The organism is Pseudalkalibacillus hwajinpoensis (genome assembly GCF_015234585.1).
Classification (GTDB): Bacteria; Bacillota; Bacilli; order Bacillales; family Guptibacillaceae; genus Guptibacillus; species Guptibacillus hwajinpoensis_B.
The window spans coordinates 1,200,291-1,224,952 of sequence record NZ_JADFCM010000001.1; the positions used below are offsets into that span (position 1 = coordinate 1,200,291).

General features: G+C 39.3%; 28 protein-coding genes and 1 pseudogene. 20 read left to right on the forward strand and 9 right to left on the reverse strand.

Translation table 11 applies throughout. The features are described 5' to 3' along the window. The first annotated feature begins 97 nt into the window (after positions 1–97). Positions 98–1,390 (forward strand): DUF2254 domain-containing protein, encoded by a 1,293-nt coding sequence (locus IQ283_RS05730; protein WP_194219153.1) that lies wholly within the window; start codon positions 98–100, stop codon positions 1,388–1,390. A 33-nt stretch (positions 1,391–1,423) separates the two neighbouring features. Here the strand turns inward: IQ283_RS05730 and IQ283_RS05735 are convergent, their stop codons facing one another. Next, positions 1,424–2,029: a hypothetical protein gene (locus IQ283_RS05735; protein ID WP_194219154.1), complete on the reverse strand. Its 606-nt coding sequence runs from the start codon at positions 2,027–2,029 to the stop codon at positions 1,424–1,426. Between the two features lie 11 nt (positions 2,030–2,040). Further along, entirely contained in the window at positions 2,041–2,571 is a 531-nt protein-coding gene (locus IQ283_RS05740) for a sigma-70 family RNA polymerase sigma factor (RefSeq protein ID WP_242057254.1), read from the reverse strand. 285 nt (positions 2,572–2,856) lie between these two features. Here IQ283_RS05740 and IQ283_RS05745 point away from each other — a divergent pair, with 285 nt between their 5' ends. From IQ283_RS05745 to IQ283_RS05760, 4 genes are all read left to right on the forward strand, one after another. Continuing rightward, positions 2,857–4,047, forward strand: a complete 1,191-nt coding sequence (locus tag IQ283_RS05745; protein WP_194219156.1) for a DUF418 domain-containing protein — start codon at positions 2,857–2,859, stop codon at positions 4,045–4,047. Further along, positions 4,034–4,582, forward strand: a complete 549-nt coding sequence (locus IQ283_RS05750) for an HD domain-containing protein (RefSeq protein WP_194219157.1) — start codon at positions 4,034–4,036, stop codon at positions 4,580–4,582. The genes IQ283_RS05745 and IQ283_RS05750 overlap by 14 nt, the downstream gene beginning before the upstream one ends. 94 nt (positions 4,583–4,676) lie before the next feature. Beyond that, positions 4,677–5,117 (forward strand): DUF948 domain-containing protein, encoded by a 441-nt coding sequence (locus IQ283_RS05755; RefSeq protein ID WP_194219158.1) that lies wholly within the window; start codon positions 4,677–4,679, stop codon positions 5,115–5,117. Between the two features lie 2 nt (positions 5,118–5,119). Beyond that, complete coding sequence (locus tag IQ283_RS05760; RefSeq protein WP_194219159.1) at positions 5,120–5,755, forward strand: YtxH domain-containing protein; 636 nt, start codon at positions 5,120–5,122, stop codon at positions 5,753–5,755. Between the two features lie 107 nt (positions 5,756–5,862). On the opposite strand, the gene IQ283_RS24250 is transcribed toward IQ283_RS05760, so the two are convergent. Then, positions 5,863–5,991 carry a hypothetical protein gene (locus tag IQ283_RS24250; protein WP_255622845.1) on the reverse strand — a complete coding sequence of 43 codons (129 nt, stop codon included), beginning with the start codon at positions 5,989–5,991 and terminating at the stop codon, positions 5,863–5,865. A 284-nt stretch (positions 5,992–6,275) separates the two neighbouring features. On the opposite strand from IQ283_RS24250, the gene IQ283_RS05765 reads away from it, so the two are divergent. Beyond that, positions 6,276–6,662 (forward strand): response regulator, encoded by a 387-nt coding sequence (locus tag IQ283_RS05765; protein WP_194219160.1) that lies wholly within the window; start codon positions 6,276–6,278, stop codon positions 6,660–6,662. A 111-nt stretch (positions 6,663–6,773) separates the two neighbouring features. Further along, on the forward strand, positions 6,774–7,565 hold the full coding sequence (locus IQ283_RS05770) for a TIGR00266 family protein (protein ID WP_194219161.1): 792 nt from the start codon (positions 6,774–6,776) through the stop codon (positions 7,563–7,565). Positions 7,566–7,627: 62 nt separating this feature from the next. Here the strand turns inward: IQ283_RS05770 and IQ283_RS05775 are convergent, their stop codons facing one another. Then, entirely contained in the window at positions 7,628–8,758 is a 1,131-nt protein-coding gene (locus IQ283_RS05775) for a DEAD/DEAH box helicase (protein ID WP_194219162.1), read from the reverse strand. 297 nt (positions 8,759–9,055) lie between these two features. Here IQ283_RS05775 and IQ283_RS05780 point away from each other — a divergent pair, with 297 nt between their 5' ends. Next, complete coding sequence (locus tag IQ283_RS05780) at positions 9,056–9,304, forward strand: hypothetical protein (RefSeq protein WP_194219163.1); 249 nt, start codon at positions 9,056–9,058, stop codon at positions 9,302–9,304. Positions 9,305–9,681: 377 nt separating this feature from the next. Here IQ283_RS05780 and IQ283_RS05785 read toward each other — a convergent pair whose 3' ends face one another. Next, positions 9,682–10,137: a divergent PAP2 family protein gene (locus IQ283_RS05785; RefSeq protein ID WP_194219164.1), complete on the reverse strand. Its 456-nt coding sequence runs from the start codon at positions 10,135–10,137 to the stop codon at positions 9,682–9,684. Between the two features lie 94 nt (positions 10,138–10,231). Between IQ283_RS05785 and IQ283_RS05790 the strand changes: the two genes are divergently transcribed. The 4 genes and pseudogenes from IQ283_RS05790 to IQ283_RS05800 all read left to right on the forward strand — a co-directional run bounded on the left by IQ283_RS05790 (position 10,232) and on the right by IQ283_RS05800 (position 11,874). Continuing rightward, positions 10,232–10,420 (forward strand): hypothetical protein, encoded by a 189-nt coding sequence (locus tag IQ283_RS05790; RefSeq protein ID WP_194219165.1) that lies wholly within the window; start codon positions 10,232–10,234, stop codon positions 10,418–10,420. A 126-nt stretch (positions 10,421–10,546) separates the two neighbouring features. Further along, a pseudogene (locus tag IQ283_RS24085) lies at positions 10,547–11,083 on the forward strand (peptidoglycan recognition protein family protein); the annotation flags it as partial. Between the two features lie 21 nt (positions 11,084–11,104). Next, positions 11,105–11,560: a peptidoglycan-binding domain-containing protein gene (locus IQ283_RS24090; RefSeq protein WP_276511809.1), complete on the forward strand. Its 456-nt coding sequence runs from the start codon at positions 11,105–11,107 to the stop codon at positions 11,558–11,560. Further along, on the forward strand, positions 11,542–11,874 hold the full coding sequence (locus IQ283_RS05800; protein ID WP_206759432.1) for an SDR family NAD(P)-dependent oxidoreductase: 333 nt from the start codon (positions 11,542–11,544) through the stop codon (positions 11,872–11,874). Before IQ283_RS24090 ends, IQ283_RS05800 begins: the two co-directional genes overlap by 19 nt. A 51-nt stretch (positions 11,875–11,925) precedes the next feature. Here the strand turns inward: IQ283_RS05800 and IQ283_RS05805 are convergent, their stop codons facing one another. Both IQ283_RS05805 and IQ283_RS05810 read right to left on the reverse strand, forming a co-directional pair. Next, positions 11,926–13,062, reverse strand: coding sequence for a CapA family protein (locus tag IQ283_RS05805; RefSeq protein ID WP_194219168.1), 1,137 nt, complete (start codon positions 13,060–13,062; stop codon positions 11,926–11,928). A gap of 126 nt (positions 13,063–13,188) precedes the next feature. Further along, positions 13,189–13,737, reverse strand: coding sequence for a molybdenum cofactor guanylyltransferase (locus IQ283_RS05810; RefSeq protein WP_194219169.1), 549 nt, complete (start codon positions 13,735–13,737; stop codon positions 13,189–13,191). A 177-nt stretch (positions 13,738–13,914) separates the two neighbouring features. Between IQ283_RS05810 and IQ283_RS05815 the strand changes: the two genes are divergently transcribed. The 5 genes from IQ283_RS05815 (at position 13,915) to proC (ending at position 18,030) form a co-directional block, all read left to right on the forward strand. Further along, positions 13,915–14,640, forward strand: coding sequence for a Crp/Fnr family transcriptional regulator (locus tag IQ283_RS05815; RefSeq protein ID WP_242057255.1), 726 nt, complete (start codon positions 13,915–13,917; stop codon positions 14,638–14,640). Positions 14,641–14,866: 226 nt separating this feature from the next. Then, on the forward strand, positions 14,867–15,025 hold the full coding sequence (locus IQ283_RS05820; protein ID WP_194219170.1) for a cytochrome c oxidase subunit 2A: 159 nt from the start codon (positions 14,867–14,869) through the stop codon (positions 15,023–15,025). Positions 15,026–15,040: 15 nt separating this feature from the next. After that, positions 15,041–15,514 (forward strand): cytochrome c oxidase subunit II, encoded by a 474-nt coding sequence (locus tag IQ283_RS05825; protein ID WP_194219171.1) that lies wholly within the window; start codon positions 15,041–15,043, stop codon positions 15,512–15,514. Further along, positions 15,511–17,154 carry a b(o/a)3-type cytochrome-c oxidase subunit 1 gene (locus tag IQ283_RS05830; RefSeq protein ID WP_194219172.1) on the forward strand — a complete coding sequence of 548 codons (1,644 nt, stop codon included), beginning with the start codon at positions 15,511–15,513 and terminating at the stop codon, positions 17,152–17,154. Before IQ283_RS05825 ends, IQ283_RS05830 begins: the two co-directional genes overlap by 4 nt. A gap of 81 nt (positions 17,155–17,235) precedes the next feature. After that, complete coding sequence (gene proC / locus IQ283_RS05835; protein ID WP_194219173.1) at positions 17,236–18,030, forward strand: pyrroline-5-carboxylate reductase; 795 nt, start codon at positions 17,236–17,238, stop codon at positions 18,028–18,030. Positions 18,031–18,071: 41 nt separating this feature from the next. Here the strand turns inward: proC and IQ283_RS05840 are convergent, their stop codons facing one another. Continuing rightward, positions 18,072–19,574, reverse strand: a complete 1,503-nt coding sequence (locus IQ283_RS05840; protein WP_194219174.1) for a hypothetical protein — start codon at positions 19,572–19,574, stop codon at positions 18,072–18,074. Between the two features lie 131 nt (positions 19,575–19,705). Here IQ283_RS05840 and IQ283_RS05845 point away from each other — a divergent pair, with 131 nt between their 5' ends. Continuing rightward, complete coding sequence (locus IQ283_RS05845; protein WP_242057256.1) at positions 19,706–21,523, forward strand: terpene cyclase/mutase family protein; 1,818 nt, start codon at positions 19,706–19,708, stop codon at positions 21,521–21,523. A 42-nt stretch (positions 21,524–21,565) separates the two neighbouring features. Here the strand turns inward: IQ283_RS05845 and speD are convergent, their stop codons facing one another. Further along, a complete protein-coding gene (gene speD, locus IQ283_RS05850; RefSeq protein WP_194219625.1) occupies positions 21,566–21,958 on the reverse strand; it encodes an adenosylmethionine decarboxylase in 393 nt (130 codons plus the stop codon). Between the two features lie 176 nt (positions 21,959–22,134). On the opposite strand from speD, the gene IQ283_RS05855 reads away from it, so the two are divergent. Together IQ283_RS05855 and IQ283_RS05860 are read left to right on the forward strand one after the other, a co-directional pair. Continuing rightward, positions 22,135–23,505 (forward strand): aldehyde dehydrogenase, encoded by a 1,371-nt coding sequence (locus tag IQ283_RS05855; RefSeq protein ID WP_194219175.1) that lies wholly within the window; start codon positions 22,135–22,137, stop codon positions 23,503–23,505. Positions 23,506–23,614: 109 nt separating this feature from the next. After that, a complete protein-coding gene (locus IQ283_RS05860) occupies positions 23,615–24,571 on the forward strand; it encodes an aminoimidazole riboside kinase (protein WP_194219176.1) in 957 nt (318 codons plus the stop codon). Positions 24,572–24,662: the final 91 nt, after the last annotated feature.

Sequence of the window (24,662 nt, forward strand, 5' to 3'; positions counted from 1 at the left end):
CACATGGGATATTAATCCATTATCGAGTATTAGGATTAACTCAAGTGAATGAGGGAACAAGAAAGAGATGACACAATAGTGAAAGAGGATTTTGCACATGAATTATTCTAAGACATCGATTAATTTACGCAACAGCTTCTGGTTCCTTCCAGTCGTATATGGCATCGTATCTATCGTAGTTGTTGCTCTAAGTACTTGGATTGACATTATGTATATTGCGCAACTTGAAGGAACAATTCCTAAGCTATTTCTAGCTACGGAGAAAATCGCTCAGGCACTATATGCACCGTTAATTACGGCTATTTTAACGATGACAACCATTTCATTCTCATCTATTATGGTGGTGCTTACAACTTATTCTTCACAGTTTTCACCGAGGGTGTTACAAGATTTTATTTCTGATCGCTTCACACAGCACGTGCTAGGTGTTTTTGTGGCTGGATTTATTTTTGCTCTTGTGAATATGCTTTTATTAACTGGTAAGGACGGCCGGATTATCTTATCACCTCTTTTAACAGTCATCCTTGCAATTGCGTGCTTATTGTTCTTTGTATTATTTATTCATCATTCGGCTACTTTCGTACAGGTCAATAATTTGATTGAAAAAATCACACGCAGATCGCTATACCTTGTCGAAAGTAAAAGTGAATTACATGAAGGTGAAACCTTTGAGAAGTGGGATAGATGGGAAGAAAAAGAGTTAAAAGAAGAGGCAGGTATACCCATATATAGTAAGAAAATGGGCTACATTCAGCGAATACCCTACCCTAAACTAGTTAAATTGGCTACTGAATATGAAAGTGTACTAAGACTAGATGCAGATGTAGGAAACTATGTACAAAACGGATCTAGGATTGCCACGATCTGGGCTAAAGATGCTTCTTCGATTTCATCAAGTGATATATTAAATATCATTGCAATTGGAACAGAGAGAATAAATGACCAGGACTTAGAATTTTCAATTCAAAAACTAGTTGATATTGCTCTTAGGGCTATTTCTCCCTCTGTTAATGATCCTCACACAGCTGTGAACTGCACGAATCGAATTGGTACAATTCTCGCCAAAATTGGCCATACGTATGAACCTAAGGAAGCGTTTTTTGATGATAAGAGAAATTTACGTGTATTAACTACGCCTAAGCCTTTCTTTCAATATCTTTATAAGGCCTTTTATCAAATTCGACACTACGGTAAAGACGATGTATCCATGTTAAATGGTATACTTGATGCACTTATTTTAACCGCGGATGGTCAACGCAAAGAAATTAAAGCAGATGTTCAGCGATTCCATCACTACTTACTGACAAGTATTGATCTCGATGAACTTCCTGATCTTGATCGGGAGTTTCTATTAAATACTTCCCGGGTATTAGATGACACATGCAAATAGTTAATAAAGGCTCCCGTTTCAAAACGGGAGCCTTTATTTTTGCCGCTCAGCATGGGCGAGTGTTTCGTCAGGTAGTTTAAATTGTTCAAGAACACTACTTTCTTGATTGCGAATCACAAAGTTTAATGGAAGACCGGTTTCTGGTTCAATCCAGATGCTAAAAGTCATCTTCTCAAAATATCCTTCTGTGATTTTACCTTGAACAAGAACAGTGGAATGAGTTCCATAGGTAGCGCTATGATTGGTGATCTTCCAGTTACGCTGATTTTCTAAGTACGAAAGGGCAATGGAGCGAACTTTTTCCTGATCCTTCTGTATATCAATCATTTCTGCAGAGGCAAGGACATTTTCATATAACATTTCTTTTGTAAGAGAATGTTCATTAATGCTAACAGAACTATTCTTAGGTACAAGGCCAACTTCAGATGCTGCAAATAGTCCAGTGCTAACTACTAGGAAAAGAAGAGTAAGGTAGGTTAGCGCAATAGGAAAAAAGTTTTGCAGAGAATTTATCAGATTGAATCTAGAAATGGATGTTTCCTTAATTCTTCTTCGAATATGATCTTTATGAGTATGATCGAAGGTGACAGCTTTTGTATCGATCATTCGCGAACGAAGGTCTTTCAATCGTTTGTCCATTGTCACCCTCCTTAGTACATTTCTTTAAGTAGCATCCTGGCACGCCGCAATCTTGTTTTAACCGAGTTTTCTTTAATTGATAACAAATCACTGATTTCTTGAACCTTTAAATCCTCAAAGTAATGAAGAAAGATGACTTCTCGATACTTGGCTGGAAGTTTAAGGACATTTGTAGCAAGCTCTTTATTTTCTTCTGACCCAATTAAGACCATGTCAGGTTCAGAGCTGCTATGTTTAAACGTATTTAATAAGGATTGGGCAAACACAATATTTCGATAAGACCAGCTTTTGAGTACGTCTTTACATTTATTCGCAGTTATAGTTAATACCCAGGATTTAAGTGAGGCTTCCATATTAAAGGTATCTAATTTTGTATAACAGGCAATAAAGACTTCTTGTGCAACATCTTCCGCTTTTTCTTTGTCTTTTAAATAACTGAAAGCAAGCCAAACAACACTTTCACCGTATTCATCCATTATCATTTCAAGGACGGCTTCCTTATTGGTAAGGTCAAGATATTCTGTTGGTTCTTTGTTCCCCAAGGTTGCGCCTTCCTCCTTCGGCCCTTCAAACAAAAGACGATCTGCATGCGCGAAGGGTTTCATATAGTAATTTTTCCATAATTTGTGTGTGTGTTTATTATAGAATAGTTTGATGTAAACTGGGTAGATTTTCCTTGAATTATATTCAAAATGTCTTATTTGAGAATAGGAATTCATGCTGGTCATCCTTCTAATATCTGATAAGATGAGTCAAAAGAAGGAGAACGCTGTGATGATGTGGAACGATTTCTGAGAGGAAAAAGACTCAAGTAAAGGATGAATGAAATGAAGAATGCAGCCCTAAATCCTACAAGTGCAAGTGATCGAATTCAATCTATTGATGCCATGCGTGGTTTTGCTTTGCTTGGTATTTTTTTTGTTAACATGGTCGATTTTCATTCTCCATGGATGTACGTTGATAAAATAAACTACTGGGGTGATCAATGGAATCAGCTTGTCATGAACCTCATTGATTTTTTTGCACAAGCCAGTTTCTACCCGTTGTTTTCTTTCTTGTTTGGGTATGGTTTTATTATTCTACAAAACCGAGTAACATCACGTGGCTCTAGATTTCTTCCTATAATGCTGAGACGCTTACTATTCCTATTTATCATTGGAATCTTTCATTTTGTTGCCATTTGGCATGGAGATATTCTATTTACGTATAGTCTATGTGGATTATTGCTACTTTTCTTTATCCGAATGGAAGGGAAACGACTATTGCAAATAGGTCTAGGATTATGGTTGTTTTATGCCGTCATATTCTTTCTCTTGTTGCTACCGTTTAGTACGGCTGACTTAACATCGCATGACCCAGAAGCCATAAGAAATTCGATTCTGGTGTATGGTTCGGGAAGCTATATTGAGATTTTAAATGAACGAGTAAGCGATTGGTATTATGTAAATGGAGGAGTAAGTGGCGTTTTTCTTTTATTTTCTATTTTTCCTTATTTTCTAATAGGGGCAGCTTTTGCGAAAGAAGGATGGTTCAATGGGCATCGCAATCAGCTATCATTAGTGAAAAAGTTACTAGTTATCGGCTCTGTAGGATTCTTGGTGAAGTTAACGCCTTTTGTTTTTGAATCTTACGCCTTTTCGCATCTTCAGGATAGTCTCGGTGGGCCACTCGTTTCACTCTTTTATATGGCAGCTATCTCCTTAATTTATTATTCAGGAAGAAGTCTTAAAGCGCTTGAATGGGTAGGGAAAATGGCTCTTACGAATTATTTAATGCAATCTATTGTTAGTACGCTTATTTTCTACAATTATGGATTGGGTTTTTATGGAGAAACAGAAGTAAGCACGGGAGTTCTTTTATTAATTTGCATTTTCCTTATACAAATCGGATTCAGTAGAGTCTGGCTATGTAAATTTAAGTATGGACCAATCGAATGGATTTGGAGAATGATGACTTATCAAAGGCGATTTCCGTTAAAACGTAATCAGAAAGAAGGAATTGTATATGAAAATCATTGAGAAAGCAGTCGAAATAGCAGCATTGGCACATGATGGCCAATATAGGAAAGAGTCAACGCTCCCTTACCTTTCACACCCAATAACAGTTGGATTCTATTTAATGGAATCAGGAGCTTCTGAAGAAACGATTGCAGCAGGAATTCTTCACGATGTGATAGAGGATACGTCAATTACTTATGAAATGTTGAAAGAAGAGTTTGGTCAAGTTGTGGCGAATTTAGTAGCGGCGTGTTCTGAACCTGATAAGCAATTAGAATGGGAAAAAAGAAAAGAACATACGATTGAAAAGGTGAAGCAGGCGCCATTTTCAGTAAAACAAATTACTTGTGCTGATAAACTTCACAACTTAACGACAATCAAAAAAGATTATGATCAAGTAGGAGAACAAATTTGGCAGAGGTTTAACCGTGGTCGAGAAAAGCAAAAGTGGTATTATGAGTCGATTTACAATAGTTTACTAGAAGGACTCTCACCTCATGAGGCTCACTTTCCTTTGTTTAGTAGGCTAAAAACAACGATTGAAGAAATGTTTTAGAATAGAGTTATTTTACGGCACGTTAATTTTATGATTATATTTCCTACTCGAGGGTATTGGTAATTATATTCAATTAGAAGTAGGAGGCATTGTAATGGAAATTATTCTTTATGTAGCAGTAGCTATTATCGCAATCGTGTTCGCAGTATTAAGTGTATTTTTAATTAAAGTGTTAAAATCTACTGAAAAAACTCTTTCTAACACAGCAGAAATGATCGATTCTTTACAAGGGCAGATCAATGGATTATCGAAAGAAACCACAATGATGTTGCATAAAACAAACGTACTTGCTGATGAAGTTCAATCAAAGGTTGGTGAATTCTCACCAGTGTTTGAGTCAGTTAAAGAAACAGGAGCTTCTCTTCAAAATTTATCACGTTCTTTTTCTAAGCTAAGCCACTCTGTTGAAAAAGGTGTTGAGTCGAAGCAGGGAAAAGCTGCGGAGGCGGCGAATTGGGGAAGTACTGCTCTGGCAATGTGGGAAAAGTATCGATTTAAGAAATCAAACATTCAATCTGTTAAGGAGGAAGGATAACGATGAAAGATTCAAAATCAAACCATGAGGTGAAGGTTGAACGTGAGCCAGCACCAGAAGGATATTCATCCTCAACTAGAGAAGTGATTCGTATTGATCGAACAGATCCAGTGAAGTCAGAAAGTCAGTTTAAAGGTCCGGCAATAGCGGCAATAGCAGGTAGTGTGGTAGGAGCAGCAGCTGGTGTCCTGCTTGCACCAAAGGCTGGAAAAGAGCTTAGAAATGATATTAGTGATAGTGTGACAAAGGCAAAAGATAAAAGTGTAGAAGTATCAGGTAACATGAAAAATAAATCGAGCGCTTTTGCTCAATCCGTCAAAACTAAATCAAATGACATTGTGGACAAAGTGAAGAATCGCAAAGGTGAGAAGGAAATTCCTGCTGCAGAGGAAGAAGCATTAGTAAGCGGATATTCAATCAAGCGAGCAGCAGAGTTAGACGAGTCGGAAGTTCCGATGTCTACAGTCGTTAATCGCGATATCGAAAAGATAATCGTCGAAACAGAAGGTGCTGAAACGTTTGATGATGTGATTGAACGTGATGTAGAAAGAACTCTTGAAAGAGATCCGGACAATCCCGAAACGTTAGACGAAGCAGCTGAAATGGAACTGAAGAGAACTTATCGCAAGCGTAAATAAAATAAATAATGAACAACCGCCAAACGGCGGTTGTTTCATTGATGTAGAAAAGCAGATAGGCGCATATGCACCTATCTGCTTTTCTAGCTTTATAGTTAACTTATAGTCTATGAGGGATGGATTGAATTCACTTTCGTTGCTTCTCTTACAACATTTCTAGCTTCTGAAGCCTCTCGATGATCTTTCATAGCTTTGTTCTCAATTTCTTTAATCGTCTGGATTGTAGGACCAGTCATGGTTTAATATACCCTCCTAAATTTGTTCTAGTAAACTCTTCCCCTGTCTCATAAAATAAAACAAAAAATCAGTAAAAAGTTGTAAAATGGTAAAAAAGAACGTCTGTCTTCTATAATGCGCTTACATTTCTTAATAATGAACGTTCGATAGGGCGAAAATGTGCGAGATTTGTAATCTCGTGACTAGTTTCGACGAAGTTATTTTCAATCGGCTTTAGATGATGCACAATAATGATAGGAAGTCACATGATCTGAGACTATATCGCAAAAAAGGTGGGCATACGATGAAGAAGATATTAATTGTGGACGACCAGTATGGCATTCGAGTGTTATTAGGTGAACTATTTAAGAAAGAAGGGTATCAAACACTTCAAGCTGCAAACGGTTTGACGGCAATTGAGCTTTTTAAGCAGGAATGTCCTGATCTCGTAATCCTCGATTTGAAAATGCCCGGTATGGATGGATTAGAAGTATTTAAGGCGTTAAAGAAGTTTGATGAAAAAGTCCAGGTTATTTTTATGACTGCATACGGTGAATTACAGCTCGTGCAAGAATTTATGAAACTAGGAGCAATTACTCATTTTGCTAAACCATTTGATATAGAAGAAGTTTGCCGAACAGTAAAGCGCGTATCCCCGCTGGATGAAAAAGAAATGGCCCGTACGAAGTAAAGAGTGAAAAGCCTGTCTCCCTATGGAGCAGGTTTTTTACTGTAAGGAATTCGAAACCTTTCATTATGTTAGAACGTATAGCTATCACAATGATAAAAGGGAGAGCTGTGAATGAACAACCACGAAATAGATTTTAAACTATATGGGGATGATATGCAGTTTGTAGAAGTTGAACTTGATCCAGGGGAAACTGTTATTGCTGAAGCAGGGAGCCTTATGATGATGGAAGATCATATTGAAATGGAGACTATTTTTGGCGATGGAAGTGGTCAACAAAGCGGGATAATGGGGAAATTATTTAGTGCAGGTAAACGTGTTTTAACTGGCGAGAGTTTGTTTATGACGGCTTTTACAAATGAAGGAAAAGAGAAAAAGCATGTATCTTTTGCTTCACCTTATCCCGGAAAAATTATTCCCATGGATTTAAGTGAATGGGATAAGAAGATTATTTGTCAAAAGGATGCTTTTCTAGCTGCAGCAAAAGGCGTATCAGTAGGTATCGAGCTTCAGAAGAAATTAGGCACAGGTTTCTTTGGAGGAGAAGGGTTCATCATGCAGAAGCTAGAGGGAGATGGTATGGCTTTTGTCCATGCTGGAGGAACGATCCACAAAAAGGAGCTTCAAATGGGGGAAACGCTTCGTCTTGATACTGGTTGTTTAGTGGCGATGACTGGAGAGGTGGATTACAATATCGAGTTTGTTAAAGGAGTAAAGACAGCTTTATTTGGTGGGGAAGGGCTGTTTTTTGTAACGCTTAAAGGGCCTGGAACAGTATGGGTGCAGTCTCTTCCATTTAGTCGTCTTGCAAGCAGAGTATTTGCAGCTATGCCTCAAACGCCAGGTGGAAGTAAGGGCGAGGGAAGTATGGCAAGAGGTCTTTTCGATATGTTTAATGGGGATTAATAGATTCAAAAAGCTGCCTTTCATCGATAATTATCGATGAAAGGCAGCTTTTAGTATTATACTTAATTACGCTTACGAGATTTAGTAGTAGATGGTCTTGGCACGTTCTTTCTAGTGAGTTCAAGATCTAGCTTTTGGGTAATTTTCTCAAGATACTTTTCTTCACCAGGGAGCAATAGCGTGACAACTGAACCCTCTTTCCCCATGCGTCCTGTTCGTCCTGAGCGATGCAGGTATGTTCTTGCATCTTCAGATAAATCATAGTGGAAAACATGAGTAATATTATCGATGTCTAGTCCTCTTGCAGCAAGGTCAGTTGTTAATAGCAATTGGATTTGGTCATTACGGAAACGATTTAATACATTCTTTCTTTCCGTCTTATTTGTCGAACTATCTAATACATCGAATGAAATTTTCTTAGTTGCAAGAATGTCTTTCAATCGAGAGAGGTAGTTACTGTTGTTAACAAAGGCTAGCGCTTTTACACCGTCTTTACGAGCTAGCTTCCGCAGTAATTCTGGCTTCTCTCGTCGATTTGTTACATAGTAACTGTGGTCAATCGCTTTTTTGTCTTCTGCTGTAGCCTTGATGCTTAAGACGGAAGGATTATCAGATAGTTTCTTTGCCTGCAAGAGCACTTTATCACTGAGCGTGGCAGAGAAGAAAAGGAGCTGACAATCTCTTAGCGCAGATTGACAAATATAGGAGACATCTTCAAAGGTAGACGGATGTAGCACTTGATCAGCTTCATCGGCTACAAGGGTTCTTACTTCGTTCATTTTCAATTTTTTCATATCAATTAGCTCGGCAATCCTATTGGGTGTACCAACAATGAGCTGGGGGTGCTTCTTAAGTTTGTCTAACTGTCGTTTAATAGCAGCTCCCCCAATCATTGAAGCAGCTGTCATGTTACTGCCCTTTAGGAATTGTTGAGAAACTTCAAAAACCTGCATGGCGAGTTCTCGCGTAGGAGCAAGAATAATAGCCTGTGTATTTTTTTTATCTGGATCAAGCATTTGCATAATCGGTAAAAGATAAGCAAGTGTTTTTCCAGTGCCGGTTGGAGCTTCAACTAGTAAGTCTTCTCCGTTCAAGATCCGAGGAATGGCTTGTTCTTGAACCATTGAGAAATTACTAAAGCCGGCAGCTTGCCAGTTTTCAGAAAGAAAAGGGTGTTGATCAAACATTGTCATATCGTTACTCCTTTATTATCGTATATAGTGGGCCACAGGGGGCTTCTGTTAAATGTAGTATCAGTACTTTATGTCGTTAACACTATCATGATTGGTGCACTTTTGTAGTGTTTCATCTTATTTTAACATAGTAGCCGTTGTTCAATACTTTCTCTCTTTACCTAGCTCTATGGTTTTACCACAATAAACACCGGGGAATAAATAATGACCAGTCCAATATTTCACTATTGATCAGATTCCTTTCATGTTTTGTTGCTTATTTAGAGGGAATGATTAGGAGAGAAGGAGGTAATGAACGTGAACGGATATTTACTTAGAAAAATGTCAGTATACACATTACTAGCAGGTATTGTGGCCGCTATATTCATTGGTATTACACTTGGAGAAAACTTACCAAATTATTCAACTATTGAAGAACCTTATCCAATGCGCTGGATTATCGCATTAGGTGCATTTGGTGTTAGTGGAATTATTTCATCCATCTTCTATACTGGAGGCGTGATTGCCGACATCATTGTTAGAAAAGATGAAGGCAACTCTCTATAAATTGATAAAGAGCGCATCGCTTAGATGCGCTCTTTCTACGTTTTATATAACGATCGTTATTTATTAACAGTAACTCCTTCATTGCCGCGGTAAACATACCATAGAGATCTGTTGATCTCTCAAACAACGAAAGCCCTACCTCTCTTCCATCCTTACGGCTCCGAAGCCGCGCCAGTGTGAGTGAGGAGGATCAACAGCAATTGTAGTATGGCCATTAACTTGATACAAGCCAATTAGAATCATGCTGTTCATACCTTTCCAGTTATGAATTTTAGTTCTCCTTATTTTAAAGGAGCTAGTTGTTAATATCGGGTTTTTGTTACCCCAACTACACATTATACACGCTTGAGAAGTATTGTCAACTTTTTATTTGTTAATTATTTCCTCGAGAAATAACCTATTAACCCAAGGCCAATCCCTAGCAAAGCACCACCGGCCACTTCAGCAGGCTGATGACCTAGAAGTTCATTTAATTCAACATCTCGTCTCGCGTGAAATAAATCAGGATAGTGCCCCGATAATAGTTCGATGTCTTCATCTAGGTCATTGACCAATCGAGCTATCTCGCCCGTATGTCGTCGAATACCCTGTGCATCATACATGACGATCACTCCAAATACGACAGCCAGTGCTGTTTCGACAGAGCTTTTTCCTGTTTTTAATGCTGTGTAAGTAGCTAAAGCAGATACACCTGCAGAATGAGAACTTGGCATTCCTCCCGTTTGAAAGAAAGGGCGCCAATCCCAATGTCCCGATTTCGCTTTATGTGTTACTATTTTTAACCCTTGTGCTAGCATGATCGCTGATAAAGCTGTATTCATTCCCTGGTTCATTTTGTGTTCACCTCATCGTTATTCTGGCAAAAAAAGCACATGATTATGACGTCTATCGGAGAAATTATGTAAAAGGGGGAAAGGAGGACTTCAAATGAACATAACGCGTAGAGAAGCAGAAATGATTCGAACAGCTCTATCAACGTTAATTGATGATAACAACAAAGAAACATATGCAGGGATATTAGAAAAATTGGTGCTCACTCCGACTCTTTATCAATTTAGTGATTGGGAAGGGTTTATGAATGATCGTCTAATTGATAACGAAGAATCAATAAATTAGTCAGGGCTACTCAGCACCTGACTAATTTTATTTGATAAGACACAAAGAAGCGAGCCAGATAAGATTTGTTTACATATGATGGATATTAGAGAGGAGGGGGGAAGAAAAGAAAGGGAGAGTGAAATAATGGCAAGTAATTCAAAATATACAATTACTAGAGACTATATCGATAAAGGCAAGTCCAGACCAAAAGAAAAAAATGATGGAATTAGCTTTATTGTCGCTCATGATACAGGTAATCCAGGTTCAACGGCATACGTAAATCGAGCCTATTTTGCTAAAAATGTTATCTCAGCGTCTGCTCATACGTTTATTGATGATTCAATTATTCTTGAAATCATTCCATTAACTGAAAAAGCATGGCATGTACGTTATGTAACGGAAAAGGACAATCTCCTTTATAACGGAGATGCGAACGATAAAGCGATCGGTGTGGAACTTTGTTGGGGAGGAGGTATATCCTTTATAGAGGCCTATGACCGCTATGTTTGGTACCATGCTTATTTATGTGATAAATATAAACTCGATCCTGAATCAGATATAGTTGCCCACTCAACACTTGATCCAACACGTAGAACAGATCCTGAGAATGCATTAAATCGCTATGGAATTACATGGTCGACTTTTATTGAAGATGTAACAGGTGTTTGGAAAAACTTTAAAGAAATAAGTAGCCCTGGGAAGGTGAAATCTACTACCAGCACACTTATTGTTAGTGCAGGTGATCGTGGGAAAGAAGTTGAGAGAATTCAAGAACTTCTCATTCGTGCAGGAATGGACCTGCGTGAATTTGGGGCGGACGGTATTTTTGGAAGAGAAACGCAGGAAGCAGTTGAGAAATTTCAGCGATTAACAGGTCTAGTGGAAGATGGGATTGTTGGTCCCAAAACACTTGCTGCGTTGAAGCGAGCTCCAAAAGGTGGGTTCTCTATGAATGCTCCAGTAAGACCTTACCCTGGTCGATATGTGATGAATGGCGATCGTGGCAAAGATGTAGAAGCCGTTCAACGAGCGGTTAATGTGAACCCAGATGGTATCTTTGGACCCGCAACTGAAAAGGCTGTAAGGGCTTATCAGAAAAGAAAAGGATTATCAGTAGATGGGATTGTTGGTCCAGATACATGGAATATGCTTTTTTAAGTAGCGCATTGAGAACCTCCAACGCAGCTCTTCCAGCTTACAATGCAACAGAGGCAGGTATCGTCTCACTATCGAAATCATTGGCAAGTCGTTATGCGAAGCGGAAAATACGTGTGAACGTTATTTCGCCAGGACCAATTGATACCCCTCTTGCTCGGAAGTTATATGGCACAGAGGATGGGTTTCAGAAAGCCTATAAACAACATCCTAGAGGGTCATTTGGAACGCCTCTTGAAATCGCAAAAGTGGTTTACTTTCTATCAAGTGAGGACGCAAGTTATATTAATGGTCATAATCTTGTTGTTGATGGTTGATATATCCTATCGTAGAAAAAAGCCCGTTATCGTTGATAACGGGCTTTTTTCTTATGGTTTTGGAACCTGTAAATCTGGCATCCACTGCTTCATATGAAGATTCATTTCATTTAATAAATCAGGTTTTACTTCACTTAGCGGGTGGACTTTATACTCATTATCTACATAAGTCGGAGTAAATGCTGGGGAAGTGATTGAGAGCATAGAGTTTCCTCGGAAATTCTTTTTGACGAATTGAACCTCAAGAATGCCTCCGATATCTTTGTAATCCCCTTTTTGACCTGACCAAAAATTACCTAGTGAATAGGCAACCAATACATTGCGCTTGTCGTTTGTTTCAATCCATTCTAACGGCTGGAGAACGTGGGGGTGATGACCTAAAATCAGGTTTGCTCCCGCTTCAGCTACATAAGAACTAAGTTCTAGCTGGTTATTGTTTGGATAGCGTTCATATTCATTTCCGAAGTGTAAGCTTACAACTACCCCATCCGCTACCTTTTTGGCTTTTTGAATATCTTGAGTTATGAGTTGTTTATCAATGTAGTTCACGAGATAAGGTTTATTTCCAGGAGGGCGGAGGCCATTGGTTCCGTAAGTATAGGAGAGAAAAGCCAGCGTTATCCCATTATGTTCAATCGTTCTAATGATAGTGCGATCTTTTTTTGAAACATAACTTCCTGTATAAAGAACGCCGATTTTGTTCCAATGTTTAATCGCATTTTGGATGGCTTTTTCTCCTCGGTCTAAAGTATGGTTATTCGCCATCGATACAATATCTACTCCGGAATTTTTAAGTGCGTCCCCAACTTCTGTTGGACTATTAAAAGAAGGATAAGATGAAAGGCCGATTGATGTCCCGCCGATGACGGTTTCTTGATTGGCGATCGTAATATCAGCTTTCTTTAATTGGTTTTGAACATCTTCAAGCATTGGATTAAAGTTAAATCCATTGCCTACTACTGCCTTTTCATAAACTCGGTCGTGAATGAGTATATCTCCCACCGCCGAAAGCGTTAAGGAAGCATTCTGAATAGCTGTATTCTCCTCAGTTTGTTGAGAGATGTTCCGATAGGTCGTGAGCAGCTCAGACGGCTGCTGAGGTTCAGTTTCATTTTGTGTAGAAAGCACAACTATGAGACCAGCCACAATAAAGAAAAGTATTCCAACAATAACGGATGTTTTTTTCATTAAGTTCACCCATATCCATATGTATATTATTAATATGAAATTAGTTTGCATCACCGTTATATTATCACCTTTTGATGAGAAAAGCATGTTCCTATCAAAAGGATAGACATGGTGAATTCACCATGTCTATTGGGGCGTATGATGTGGTCGGATTTTATAGTCTGAATTAGAGCTCACTGAAACGGTGTGAATGTTTTCTAGAAAAGTAGACAGAGTGGTATCTTCTTGTTGAAGTAACTTCGTTAAGGTTGCTTTTGTACTTGTCCTATAGACGCCCTGTAGAGGTTTAAGTGTCCCATCTACCAATGGAATTGCGCCATCTGCATGATAGCACAATACGTTTTTAATTAGTTTACTTGTCATAGATGTTGAAATGGAAAGTGTGTCTACTTCAATAACCCACGCTATTTCTGTTCTAGCGAGAGATAGTCCGGCATGCAATCCTCCTATAGGTCCCCTATTTAGATAAAAGTCCGTAATGATGCGAATATTTGTTGGGACGTGTGGTAGTAACTCTCTAGGATTATTTGTAACGATAATGATCTCATCTGCAATTTGACTCATTTTTTTGATCTGACATAAGATTTGTGGCTCATTATGATGTAGTAGAAGGGATCTATGGTGACCTTTTACATAATCACTAGGTCCTCCGGCTAAAATGATTCCTGTTAGCATGCTCATCACCTTCCAATTTTTTTGTTAACTTAAATGTAATATGGTTTGGGGAAACTAGGCTGTAAACAATGTCACATTTTTAAGAGAAAATTGATTGAGGTGTGATGTATATCACACTTAGAATGGAGTGGAACTCTTATAATGATGCTAAGAGAAACATTATAGGAGGCGAAAATCATGAAAGTTACTTGTCCCATCTCCACTATGAATAAAGGCGGATACAATACACAGTCATTTTCAAAGGATAATTTTATTAAATTAGAGGAATTAATGTATGAACAGCAGGTTAAGCGTGGCGAAACGATTTATTGGGAAGGCAATGAATCGAATCATATATACTATTTGATAAGCGGAGCAGTAAAACTTACGAAGAGTTCTGATGAGGGTAAAGATCTTGTACTCTATCATTTTCAAGCAGGAGATCTGTTCGGAGAATTCCATGATGATAGTCATGCGCAGAATAGCTTTAGTGCAGAAGCCATGACGGATTGTAGTCTAGGTATCATCCAGCAGAAAGATCTTGAAACAATTTTATGGCAAAATGGGGATCTTGCCATTGAATTTATGAAATGGATGGGCTATATGCAGCGTTTTACCCAAACAAAATTACGCGATTTGATGTTTTTCGGAAAGCATGGAGCACTCGCTTCAACTTTGATTAGAATCGCCAATACTTATGGGGTTGAAGAAGGACCAAGTATTCGTATGACTACGAAGTTTACAAATACGGAGCTTGCAGACTTGATTGGAGCAACTCGAGAAACGGTTAATCGAATGCTCAACCAGCTTAAGAAGGATGAGATTATAGCCTATGATGGGGGAGCAATCCTGATTGAAGATCTCGATAAATTGAAAGCCATATGTCATTGCGAAGGCTGTCCAAAAAACATATGCAGGTTATAAGGCGTGAGAGTTCAGGAGTTTTAATCCTGAACTCTTTTTTTGACTTGATCGTGATGGCGTGCGGAGGTTGTGGAAGAGGATATTCGCCAAAATCGATAAATAATGGCTAAATTCAGATATATTGGCTAACTCGTGAATGTTCTCTTGTTTAGTGAGTTTAGTCACAGATTAGGAATCTGTATTCTCATACAATAAACCTATAGTGAAGTATAAAGGAGGATGAGTGATGGGGGCTCTTGAGGAGAAGAAAGAAACAGCGAGAAAAGTTGTAATAAATAAGGGAGGACCAAACCTGAAAGGAACGATGGTCGCAGTAATGTTACTTGGTGGCTTTATTCTATTATCCTGGTTTGGGGTGTACTGGCTATATATGGTTCGTCTTTAGAAAGGGGGAAAAGAGATGCACATGCACAAATTAGAAAGACTTTGGCTTATGATTGGGAGCGGGACACTTATTCTTTTTCTTTTAGTCATTGGTGTGAACGCTTTCGCAATGGGGCATACGCCACCGAGTGATAACGATATTCTTGATCCAACAAAAGTAGATGTAACCGCGCCCTTTGATCAACCTGGTTTAAAGAAAATAGGTGAGAATGAATATGAAGCGGTTTTAGTTGCTCAAGCCTTCACTTTTCAATCAAATGATGAGCTGAAAATACCTGAAGGGGCTACCGTTCATTTTAAAGTTACTAGTAAAGACGTTGTTCATGGATTTCAAATCCCAAAGACGAATGTCAATATGATGATTACACCTGGGCACGTGAATACCATTACACATACATTTGATGAGGCTGGACAATTCCTGATTTTATGTAATGAATATTGCGGGGTAGGACATCAGGCAATGGGTGTACCTCTGGAGGTGACAAAATGAGTCATTCTATAGTAGATCGAAATGATGCAAAACTCAGTATGGCTCATTTGTTAATTGCCTTTGTATCTGTTCTATTAGGTGGTATTGCAGGATTACTACAAACGTTAGTAAGAAGTGGAACAATCCAGTTACCAGCAGGAATAGGGTATTATCAGCTTTTGACTGCACACGGGATCTTGCTCGCACTTATTTTTACAACTTATTTTATTATTGGGTTCTTTTATGCCGGCATGAGCAGAACAATGGGGAAGTTCTATGACCAACCATACCGTATGGCGTGGCTGGGATATATCATAATGACGATTGGAACGGTTCTTACAACTGTTATGGTTTTATTAAATGAGGGAACGGTTCTGTATACTTTCTATGCCCCGTTAAAAGCGTCTCCATGGTTTTATATTGGATTAACGTTGTTTATTATCGGAACATGGTTAGCGGGCGGTGCGATGTGTCATCAGTACTACATTTGGAAAAAAGTTTCTCATGAGAAGCTATCTCCATTATTTAGCTTCATGGCTGTGATGACGATGGTGCTTTGGTTTGTCGCTACTATTGGTGTTGCTGTTTCAGTTATCTTTCAGTTTATTCCATGGTCGTTCGGCTGGGTGGATGAAATTAATATTCTTCTAAGTCGTACGCTTTTCTGGTATTTTGGTCATCCGCTCGTTTATTTTTGGTTATTACCTGCCTACGTCTGTTGGTACGTTATTATACCCGAAATTATAGGTGGTAAAATTTTCAGTGATTCTTTAGCGCGTTTGTCTTTCGTCCTTTTCTTGCTATTTTCGATACCGGTAGGATTTCATCATCAGTTACTCGAATCTGGTATTTCTCCTTTTTGGAAATTTCTACAGGTTGTGTTAACGTTTATGGTTATTGTTCCTTCACTCATGACGGCCTTCTCACTATTCGCTTCTTTTGAAATCGCTGGTCGTCGCAAAGGGGCAAAGGGTCTCTTTGGATGGTTCCGAGTATTACCATGGAAAGATGCGCGGTTCTTTGCGCCAATGGTCGGAATGTTGATTTTCATTCCAGCTGGTGCTGGTGGGATCATTAATGCAAGTAACCAAATGAACCAGATTGTGCATAACACGCTTTGGGTAACTGGGCATTTCCACCTTACCGTTGCCTCAAGTGTGGCTCTTACCTTCTTTGGCATTGCTTACTGGCTAATTCCTCATCTTACTGGAAGAGTATTGACGGGGAAAATGCACAGCATAGCGAATTTGCAAACAATTTTATGGGCAATTGGCATGTTTTTTATGTCAGGAGCCATGCATACAGTGGGTTTACTTGGTGCACCGAGGAGAACAGCTTATACGACTTATCAGGATAACCCTGATGCATTAGGGTGGATTCCATATGAAGTGACGATGGCCGTTGGTGGATCAATCCTGTTTCTTGCCATTTTGCTGTTAGTTTACATTATTGTGAACCTCACGTTTTTTGCACCAAAAGGAAAAGAAGATTTTCCGATCGGAGAAGTGGCAGAAGATGCAGAGAAAACGCCTGCTATTTTGGAAAACTGGCGACTATGGCTTAGCATTGCGACAATACTCATACTTGTGGCTTATACAGTACCGGTCGTTCATATGATTGAACATGCACCACCCGGGTCTCCTGGGTTTAAATTTTGGTAATCAAAGCGCCGGTTATAATCCGGCGTTTTTCTATTGTACATCAGTTTGGTATAGTTAAGTTGGAAAAGAGGAGGGGTATAATTGAAAAAGTCTAATATCTTGTTTATTGGTGCTGGGCGCATGGCTGAGGCTATTTTCTCAGGACTTAAACAGTCTGGAAATATGGGGACAATTACGGTAACGAATCAATCTGATCAGAAGAAATTGGATGATTTGAGAAAAACGTATGAAGTTGAAACAGGAGTATGGCAGGATGTCATTTCCGAGCATGATATTGTCATTCTAGCAGTGCCCCCAGCAGCACATCCAACTGTTCTTAAAGAGCTAGCTGATCGAGTAACAAATCAATTTATCATTACAGTTGCTGCAGGCATTGGTCCTTCTATTTTAGAAGCATCACTTCCAGGACGTCCAACAGCCTGGATCATGCCGAATACAGCGGCTGATATCGGTGAGTCTATTTCATTATTCACGTGTGGAAATCACGTTACAGAGGATCATCGTGAAGCACTTCAGGTCATTCTGGATGCTATCGGAGAGTCTGAAGAGTTGTCTGAGAAGCAAATTCATGATCTTACTGCAATTACAGGAAGTGCTCCAGCATTTGTTTATCACTTAGCAGAGTCACTTGAAAAAACGGCTGCGTCTTATGGATTAACTGCTGATGTAGCTAGGAAGCTTGTTGTGCAAATGATCTATGGATCTGCTTCAATGCTTAAAGATGGGCGAGACGCAGGAGAATTGCGTGATCAAGTGACAACACCAGGTGGGGCTACTGCTGCAGGACTAGATGTTCTGAGGAAGGGAGATTTCAGTCAGCTTCTGCATGAGGCGATTCTCGCTGTAAACGACAAAGCGGCTGAACAGGCGAAATAAAAAGAGGATGCCCATTATAGCGGGCATCCTCTTTTTGATTATTATAAAATATAAGGTCCTAACAAAAAAATGAGAATTCCAAGATTTAATCCTAGCTGATAAGAAGTACGCTGAAGAATGGTCCATTCTTGGTCCTGTCCTATTCGACTGATGATGAAAGAGACAAGGAAGATAATCACTGGCCAGACGTATGGAGCTCCTTCAAACGTAAGATAGGTAGGGGCAAGGTTTTGAAAGGGGCCGTCAAGAATCGAAGGTAAGAAAATCATCTGGGACCCAACGCAAAGGAGGACAATTGTCCATTCTACCCAGCTCTTATCCTGCTCAACTGCAGTTGTATTTGCAAAATATAAGTACATTAAAGCAACTGCCGGTAGAATCAGAAAACCAAAGGAAAAAGCTAGCATTGCGAACATACCTACAATTGCTGTGAATGTATAATAAAGAGCGAATTTCAGATCATCTTTTGACGTTTCAATACTGCTCTCAATTACGGTTGAATCAGTAGATGCCCCATGTAAAACCAGGCCATTGTCTTCTTGGTCCATCCAAACTAGCGATTGATCTGTAATTGAAACAGGTCGTATCGAAAGTTCCTCACTTGTACTTCTTCTAGAAGCCAACCATTCTCCATCTTGGCGCGATGCTTCATAAATACTTATAACAGAACGCTTCGGAGATATTTCGCCCTCTGCACTAAACAACAGATGAGGTTTTCCATCTACTTTAGTTAATGAGAAATAGTTAGGCCTTGGGAAGCTATCTCCTGTTTCAACATTAGTGATTTTCAATAGGTTAACTGTAGCCTCTTCTCCACCAATACTTTCGCCGAAGTAAGTGTTTATCACTCTTGTTCCCTGTCTTGTTGCACTAACTGTATATGTAAACGTCACGGTTTCATCTACTTGAATCATCTGGAGATTGCTGTATAATTCTCCGGACGAGAGAGGGGTTTCGTGAATAATAACTGGTTCTTTGCCTGGATCAAGTGTTAAAAATTGATTTGTATCTTCTGATTGAACATAAAGAAATAACTGCCCATTTTCTGCAAAGGTTCCACCTTTTATGTATTGAGGTAACTCCGTTTCTGAATCAATTTTTCCTTCTGGAGAAATGGAGTAAACCGTGTGGCGTGACCAGGCTATAACCCCATCATTTGATGCATTTATACCTTCAATCTTATTCAGGATGGATTGCTCTTCTCCATTTCGAGCATAGATAATTTCATCCTTTTTTTTGTAAATGGCTTGTTTATCATCAACATAGAAAGAGTACCCTTCAGGAATAGCATACTCGAGATTTTCTGAGGATGTTTCAAGCTGTTCGTTAACGACGATTTTTCGCACAGGATCGCCGCTGAAATATAACGTACTTTCTTCTTCTTCATGTTCCACAAACATTTCACTATCCTCAGCTGCTACGTCTAAATCAATTGTTCTACTCCATTCTTCGTCGGGTTTTTCTTGAAGAATTGACAGCTGATGGAGAAAAATTAATAACAAAATAACGAGGCCAGTTAGTATGGGAAGCCCAAATTTTTTCATTCAATCACTCCTTATTCCTTACATACGTTTGAATTTTACACAAGTTTCAAAAAATTTACAATAGTTTTTAGTTTGAATCGCCAAAAGATTTCGTGAATAGAATACGGTAGCTAAATTCAGGGGGTACCGTTATGGATATGAAGAGAGTGAATGAGAGAATAGATGAATTAGTAAAAGAAGCAGTAAGTCACCAGGAGAAGAATGGCTCATTTCATTACTGTTTTGAGAATAGCCTTCTAACTGATGCAGTTATGATTGTGCTCATAAGAACACTTGGATTGAAAGAAGAAACATTAGTGGATCAGCTTGTCCATCGTTTGCTGATGAATCAGTCAAGGGGCGGGTATTGGAAGTTATTTGAAGATGATGAAGGGAATCTTTCGGCTACAGTTCAGGCGTATCATAGCCTCCTTTATTCGGGGAAAATAGAGCGGGAGCATACTCAGATGAAGAAAGCTGAGCGGTATATCCAAAAGTGGGGAGGGATAGAGAAAACGGATTCAATGACTAAAGTTTTTCTAGCATTAAATGGTCACCTGGAATGGCCACAGCTTTTCCATTTTCCGATGTTATTTATGCTAATACCTGGTTCCTCTCCGGTTTCTTTCTTTGATTTAAGCTCCTATGCCCGCCTTCATTTTGCGCCGATCATCTTATGTCAGGATCTACGCTATTCGATTAAGACGAGCTGGACACCTGATCTCGCTCATTTATTAAATGAAGAACGCGTTTTTTCAGACGCTATCAAATCATTTTGGGATTCCATAGTTCAATTTCCAGATAATCAGTTGTTCAAAGCAAGAAAGAGAGCTGAACAATATATGTTACAGCGAATTGAAAGTGATGGAACGTTATTAAATTATGCTACTGCCACATTTTTCATGATTTATGCCATGCTCGCCCTTGGTTATGAAAAACAGTCTCCGGTTATTCTACGTGCTATAGATGGTTTGAAGGGGATGTTGTGTTTGTCAGAGAATCATATTCAAAACTCTCCCTCTACAATTTGGGATACTGCTCTAATAACGCATACGCTCCAAGAAGCAGGACTTTCAAGTGTTGATCCTATCATTATGAAGGCAAGTGAATATTTAGGAAGAAATCAACACACAAAGTTTGGAGACTGGGCGATGGCAAAACAGAATATTATTCCTGGGGGATGGGGATTTAGTGAAGGAAACAGTATTCATCCAGATGTAGATGATACGACAGCTGCCCTGAGAGCAATGAAACATGCTTCTTCCTCAAATAGCTGGCAGCGAGGAGTGAACTGGATACTTGCGATGCAAAATAAGGATGGGGGATGGCCCGCATTTGAAACAGACCGTAAAGCTCTTCTATTGAAAGATCTACCGATCGATGGAGCGCAATCTTCTTTTCCTGATGATTCGTCAGCCGATCTTACCGGAAGAACTGTCGAATTTCTATGTAACTTCGCTGGGTTACAACATAATCATCCATCAGTAGTAAGAGGAGTAAAGTGGCTTGTTAGCAACCAGGAGAGTGATGGTTCATGGTGCGGAAGGTGGGGGATTTGCTATGTTTACGGTACATGGGCAGCTGTAACTGGACTGAAGGCAGCGGGGTATAGTGCGTCATTTCCTGCAATCAGTAAGGGTTTAGAATTTCTTAAAAAGATTCAGCAGGAAGATGGTGGATGGGGAGAATCATGTAAAAGTGATGAACAAAAAAAGTATATTTCTCTTAGCTATAGTACACCTTCCCAAACCGCTTGGTCAGTTGATGCTTTAACAATTTGTGGAGATAAATGTGATGCACTTCATAAAGGAGTAGAGTATCTTACGAAAGGTGCTTTTGAAAATAAAGAACTCACTTATCCAACAGGAGCAGGATTACCAGGTGGCTTTTACGTTCACTATCACAGTTATAAAATGATCTGGCCGCTCCTTGCCCTTGCCCATTACAGACAATTGTTGAATCAGGAGTGAAAGACAGAGCGGATGCACGATATGCATCCGCTCTTGATCGTTCTACTTTGCTTCGACGCCGCTTTTTTCAACTTCATTCACAGTGATTTCTCCAGTTCCACGAGGAATTTTTACTGTGTGTATCTTCTTCGCTTCAAGTGCTCTTGCAATAGCATTGGTTGCGTCTGAAGGGTCAATTTTGTCCCCGCAAGTATAGACATCTACTGAAGCATATCCGTGTTCAGGAAAACTATGAATGGTAAGGTGAGATTCAGCAATAATAACGGCGCCACTAATTCCCTGGGGCTCGAACGGGTGGAAGACTACGTCTCTAATTTCGGCTCCAGCTTCAAGTGCTGCACTAGCAAAGGTTTCTTCTATATAGACTAAATCGTTTAATTTCTCTTTGTTACAGTTCCACATTTCAGCGATAATATGGTGACCTAATGTTTCGATGGTAATAGCCTCCTTATTGGTTGCATCCTATAGTTTTGATTTTAGTAAATCGTTTTATACAGTTTTCTCCCCTATGAATGAGATATTTAAACATTAGGAGTGTCTTGATTTGACACCTTATGTTCAAAAGTTTAAACTTAAGAACAATAAAACGACTTGCCTGAGGAGATGATACGATGGAAGTGATAGAAGAAATAGTAAGAACACAAAGAGAGTATTATTATAATGGGGAAACGAAATCGTATGCTTTCAGAAAACAAAAGCTAGAGACATTAAGAAAAGTCATTAAAGAATATGAACCTGAAGTATTAAAAGCACTTAAGGAAGATCTTCATAAATCAGAGTGGGAAGCTTATACAACTGAAATTGGTTTTCTGCTTGAAGAAATAAAGTTTACGCTAAAGCATTTAAAGGAGTGGATGAGTCCTGAGAGAGCGAAGTCGCCTGTCACTCATCTTGGTTCTAAAAGTTATGTTCATCGAGAGCCGTATGGCGTTACATTAATTATTGCTCCTTGGAATTATCCATTCCAGCTGCAGATTGCCCCTCTTGTTGGTGCCATTGCAGCGGGTAACTGTGCCGTTTTAAAGCCATCGGAACTAACCCCCGCAGTGTCTGCTGTGATTGCCAAAATGATTCGAGAAGTCTTTCCGCGAAAGTATATTGCTGTCGTTGAAGGTGGCGTAGATACGAGTACGGAGTTATTAAAGCAATCGTTTGATCATATTTTCTTCACAGGAAGTGTTCCAGTCGGAAAAGTTGTGATGGAGGCTGCGGCTAAACAACTTATACCGGTAACGCTTGAACTTGGCGGAAAGAGTCCGGCCATAGTAAATAAAGATGCTAATTTAAACTTGGCTGCTAAACGAATCATGTGGGGTAAATTCACAAATGCTGGACAAACGTGTATCGCTCCAGACTATTTATACGTTCATCGTGATGTAAAGAAAGCATTGTTAGAACAAATGGCTCAAGTTTTGGTTGAATTCTACGGAGAAGATCCATTGTCTGATGAGAAATACGGTCACATCGTAAGTGATCGTCATTTCCAAAGATTAAAAGAATTCCTAAATGATGGTGACGTATTAATAGGTGGGCAACATAAAGAAAAGGAACGTGTCATTGCTCCAACAATTATGGATAATGTGTCTTGGGAAGATCCTGTCATGCAAGAAGAAATCTTTGGTCCGATCCTTCCTGTTCTTGAATTCACAGATATTTATACTGTGATTGATGATGTACGCAGACGTCCAAAGCCACTTGCTCTTTATTTTTTCTCGGAATCTGAAAAAATGCAAGATTTGATCACTTCTTCTATTTCTTTTGGAGGCGGATGTATGAACGACACGTTAATGCATATCGTCTCACCTTATCTACCATTTGGTGGTGTTGGTTCAAGCGGTACTGGAAGCTATCATGGTCAAGCGAGCTTTGAAGCATTTTCTCATCAGAAAAGCATTGTGAAACAAACAACGAAATTCGATTTTGCATTTCGTTATCCCTCTGCTAAAAACGGGCTAAAAATGATAAAAAGGATCATGGGATAACAAGTTTTTTTCTTTAGTGATCTACCGTGTCGTGATATGATTACGAAAAGCAGTACTCGAATGATTCTGAGCACTGCTCTATTCTCGATTAACTTAGGGGGAAGTAGATATGAGTAAAGGTGTTATTAGTCTTGGTGAAGCATTAATTGACTTTATTCCTCTCGACAAGGACAATCTCACGTATCAAAAAAGTCCTGGTGGTGCTCCTGCGAACGTATCTGTTGGACTTGCACGTCTCGGTGTTAACTCCACGTTTCTAGGGAAAGTTGGGGATGATGTCCTCGGACGATTTCTCCAAGAAACGCTAAAGAATTATGGTGTTGATGTATCAACGATGATCTTAACTGAGTCAGCCCGAACCGGAGTTGTCTTTGTTACAAATGCAGAAAACGGAGAGCGTAGTTTTGACTTTTACATAAACCCAAGTGCCGATCGCTTTTTGCATGCAGAAGAAATAAGTGACGAATTATTCGAGCGTCATCGTATCCTTCATTTTGGATCAATTTCAATGATTAGTGAACCTTCTAGAAGTGCAACTAAGGTAGCGGTTGAAAAAGCAAAAGAAAATGGATTACTCATTTCTTATGACCCGAACTTACGACTAGGCCTTTGGGAAAGTGAAGAAAGAGCTAAAGAAACGATCGTCTCAATGTTATCAGAGGCAGATATACTAAAACTTTCTGAAGAAGAGCTCACATTCATTACAGGTGAAGAAGCGATCGAAGATGGAATTAAGAAGCTCGCTCATTATCGTATTCCAGTGATCTTTATTACTATGGGTGGTGAAGGTAGTCTCGTTTACACACCAGACTACTCACTTAGAGTACCTGCTATGAAAGTTAAAGCCGTTGATACAACAGGCGCAGGAGATGCATTTGTTTCTGGCATTTTAAACGGTTTCAATGAATATGAAGGCTCTCTTAGTGATCTATCGCGTGAAGAGCTTAAACGTATGACGCAATTTGCTAGCGTGTCTGGTGCTTTAGCAGCTGCAACGAAGGGCGCAATGACCGCTCTTCCAACGAAAACAGAAGTGGAAGAAATCTTATTAAAAGAGTCGAAATAATGAAGCACCCCCGCTAATGTGCGGGGTGTTTTTGTGTACAAGATCTCCATTACACAAAACTAGAATGAAGTCTTGCTGTAAGATACAATGA

What these genes read in the sequence shown, in the direction of transcription:
- IQ283_RS05730 (WP_194219153.1), top strand. Translation starts at nt 98, where the DNA reads ATGAATTATTCTAAGACATCGATTAATTTACGCAACAGCTTCTGGTTC.
- IQ283_RS05735 (WP_194219154.1), bottom strand. Translation starts at nt 2,029, where the DNA reads ATGGACAAACGATTGAAAGACCTTCGTTCGCGAATGATCGATACAAAA.
- IQ283_RS05745 (WP_194219156.1), top strand. Translation starts at nt 2,857, where the DNA reads ATGAAGAATGCAGCCCTAAATCCTACAAGTGCAAGTGATCGAATTCAA.
- IQ283_RS05750 (WP_194219157.1), top strand. Translation starts at nt 4,034, where the DNA reads ATGAAAATCATTGAGAAAGCAGTCGAAATAGCAGCATTGGCACATGAT.
- IQ283_RS05755 (WP_194219158.1), top strand. Translation starts at nt 4,677, where the DNA reads ATGGAAATTATTCTTTATGTAGCAGTAGCTATTATCGCAATCGTGTTC.
- IQ283_RS05760 (WP_194219159.1), top strand. Translation starts at nt 5,120, where the DNA reads ATGAAAGATTCAAAATCAAACCATGAGGTGAAGGTTGAACGTGAGCCA.
- IQ283_RS24250 (WP_255622845.1), bottom strand. Translation starts at nt 5,991, where the DNA reads ATGACTGGTCCTACAATCCAGACGATTAAAGAAATTGAGAACAAAGCT.
- IQ283_RS05765 (WP_194219160.1), top strand. Translation starts at nt 6,276, where the DNA reads ATGAAGAAGATATTAATTGTGGACGACCAGTATGGCATTCGAGTGTTA.
- IQ283_RS05770 (WP_194219161.1), top strand. Translation starts at nt 6,774, where the DNA reads ATGAACAACCACGAAATAGATTTTAAACTATATGGGGATGATATGCAG.
- IQ283_RS05775 (WP_194219162.1), bottom strand. Translation starts at nt 8,758, where the DNA reads ATGACAATGTTTGATCAACACCCTTTTCTTTCTGAAAACTGGCAAGCT.
- IQ283_RS05785 (WP_194219164.1), bottom strand. Translation starts at nt 10,137, where the DNA reads ATGAACCAGGGAATGAATACAGCTTTATCAGCGATCATGCTAGCACAA.
- IQ283_RS05790 (WP_194219165.1), top strand. Translation starts at nt 10,232, where the DNA reads ATGAACATAACGCGTAGAGAAGCAGAAATGATTCGAACAGCTCTATCA.
- IQ283_RS05800 (WP_206759432.1), top strand. Translation starts at nt 11,542, where the DNA reads ATGGAATATGCTTTTTTAAGTAGCGCATTGAGAACCTCCAACGCAGCT.
- IQ283_RS05805 (WP_194219168.1), bottom strand. Translation starts at nt 13,062, where the DNA reads ATGAAAAAAACATCCGTTATTGTTGGAATACTTTTCTTTATTGTGGCT.
- IQ283_RS05810 (WP_194219169.1), bottom strand. Translation starts at nt 13,737, where the DNA reads ATGCTAACAGGAATCATTTTAGCCGGAGGACCTAGTGATTATGTAAAA.
- IQ283_RS05815 (WP_242057255.1), top strand. Translation starts at nt 13,915, where the DNA reads ATGAAAGTTACTTGTCCCATCTCCACTATGAATAAAGGCGGATACAAT.
- IQ283_RS05820 (WP_194219170.1), top strand. Translation starts at nt 14,867, where the DNA reads ATGGGGGCTCTTGAGGAGAAGAAAGAAACAGCGAGAAAAGTTGTAATA.
- IQ283_RS05825 (WP_194219171.1), top strand. Translation starts at nt 15,041, where the DNA reads ATGCACATGCACAAATTAGAAAGACTTTGGCTTATGATTGGGAGCGGG.
- IQ283_RS05830 (WP_194219172.1), top strand. Translation starts at nt 15,511, where the DNA reads ATGAGTCATTCTATAGTAGATCGAAATGATGCAAAACTCAGTATGGCT.
- IQ283_RS05840 (WP_194219174.1), bottom strand. Translation starts at nt 19,574, where the DNA reads ATGAAAAAATTTGGGCTTCCCATACTAACTGGCCTCGTTATTTTGTTA.
- IQ283_RS05845 (WP_242057256.1), top strand. Translation starts at nt 19,706, where the DNA reads ATGGATATGAAGAGAGTGAATGAGAGAATAGATGAATTAGTAAAAGAA.
- IQ283_RS05855 (WP_194219175.1), top strand. Translation starts at nt 22,135, where the DNA reads ATGGAAGTGATAGAAGAAATAGTAAGAACACAAAGAGAGTATTATTAT.
- IQ283_RS05860 (WP_194219176.1), top strand. Translation starts at nt 23,615, where the DNA reads ATGAGTAAAGGTGTTATTAGTCTTGGTGAAGCATTAATTGACTTTATT.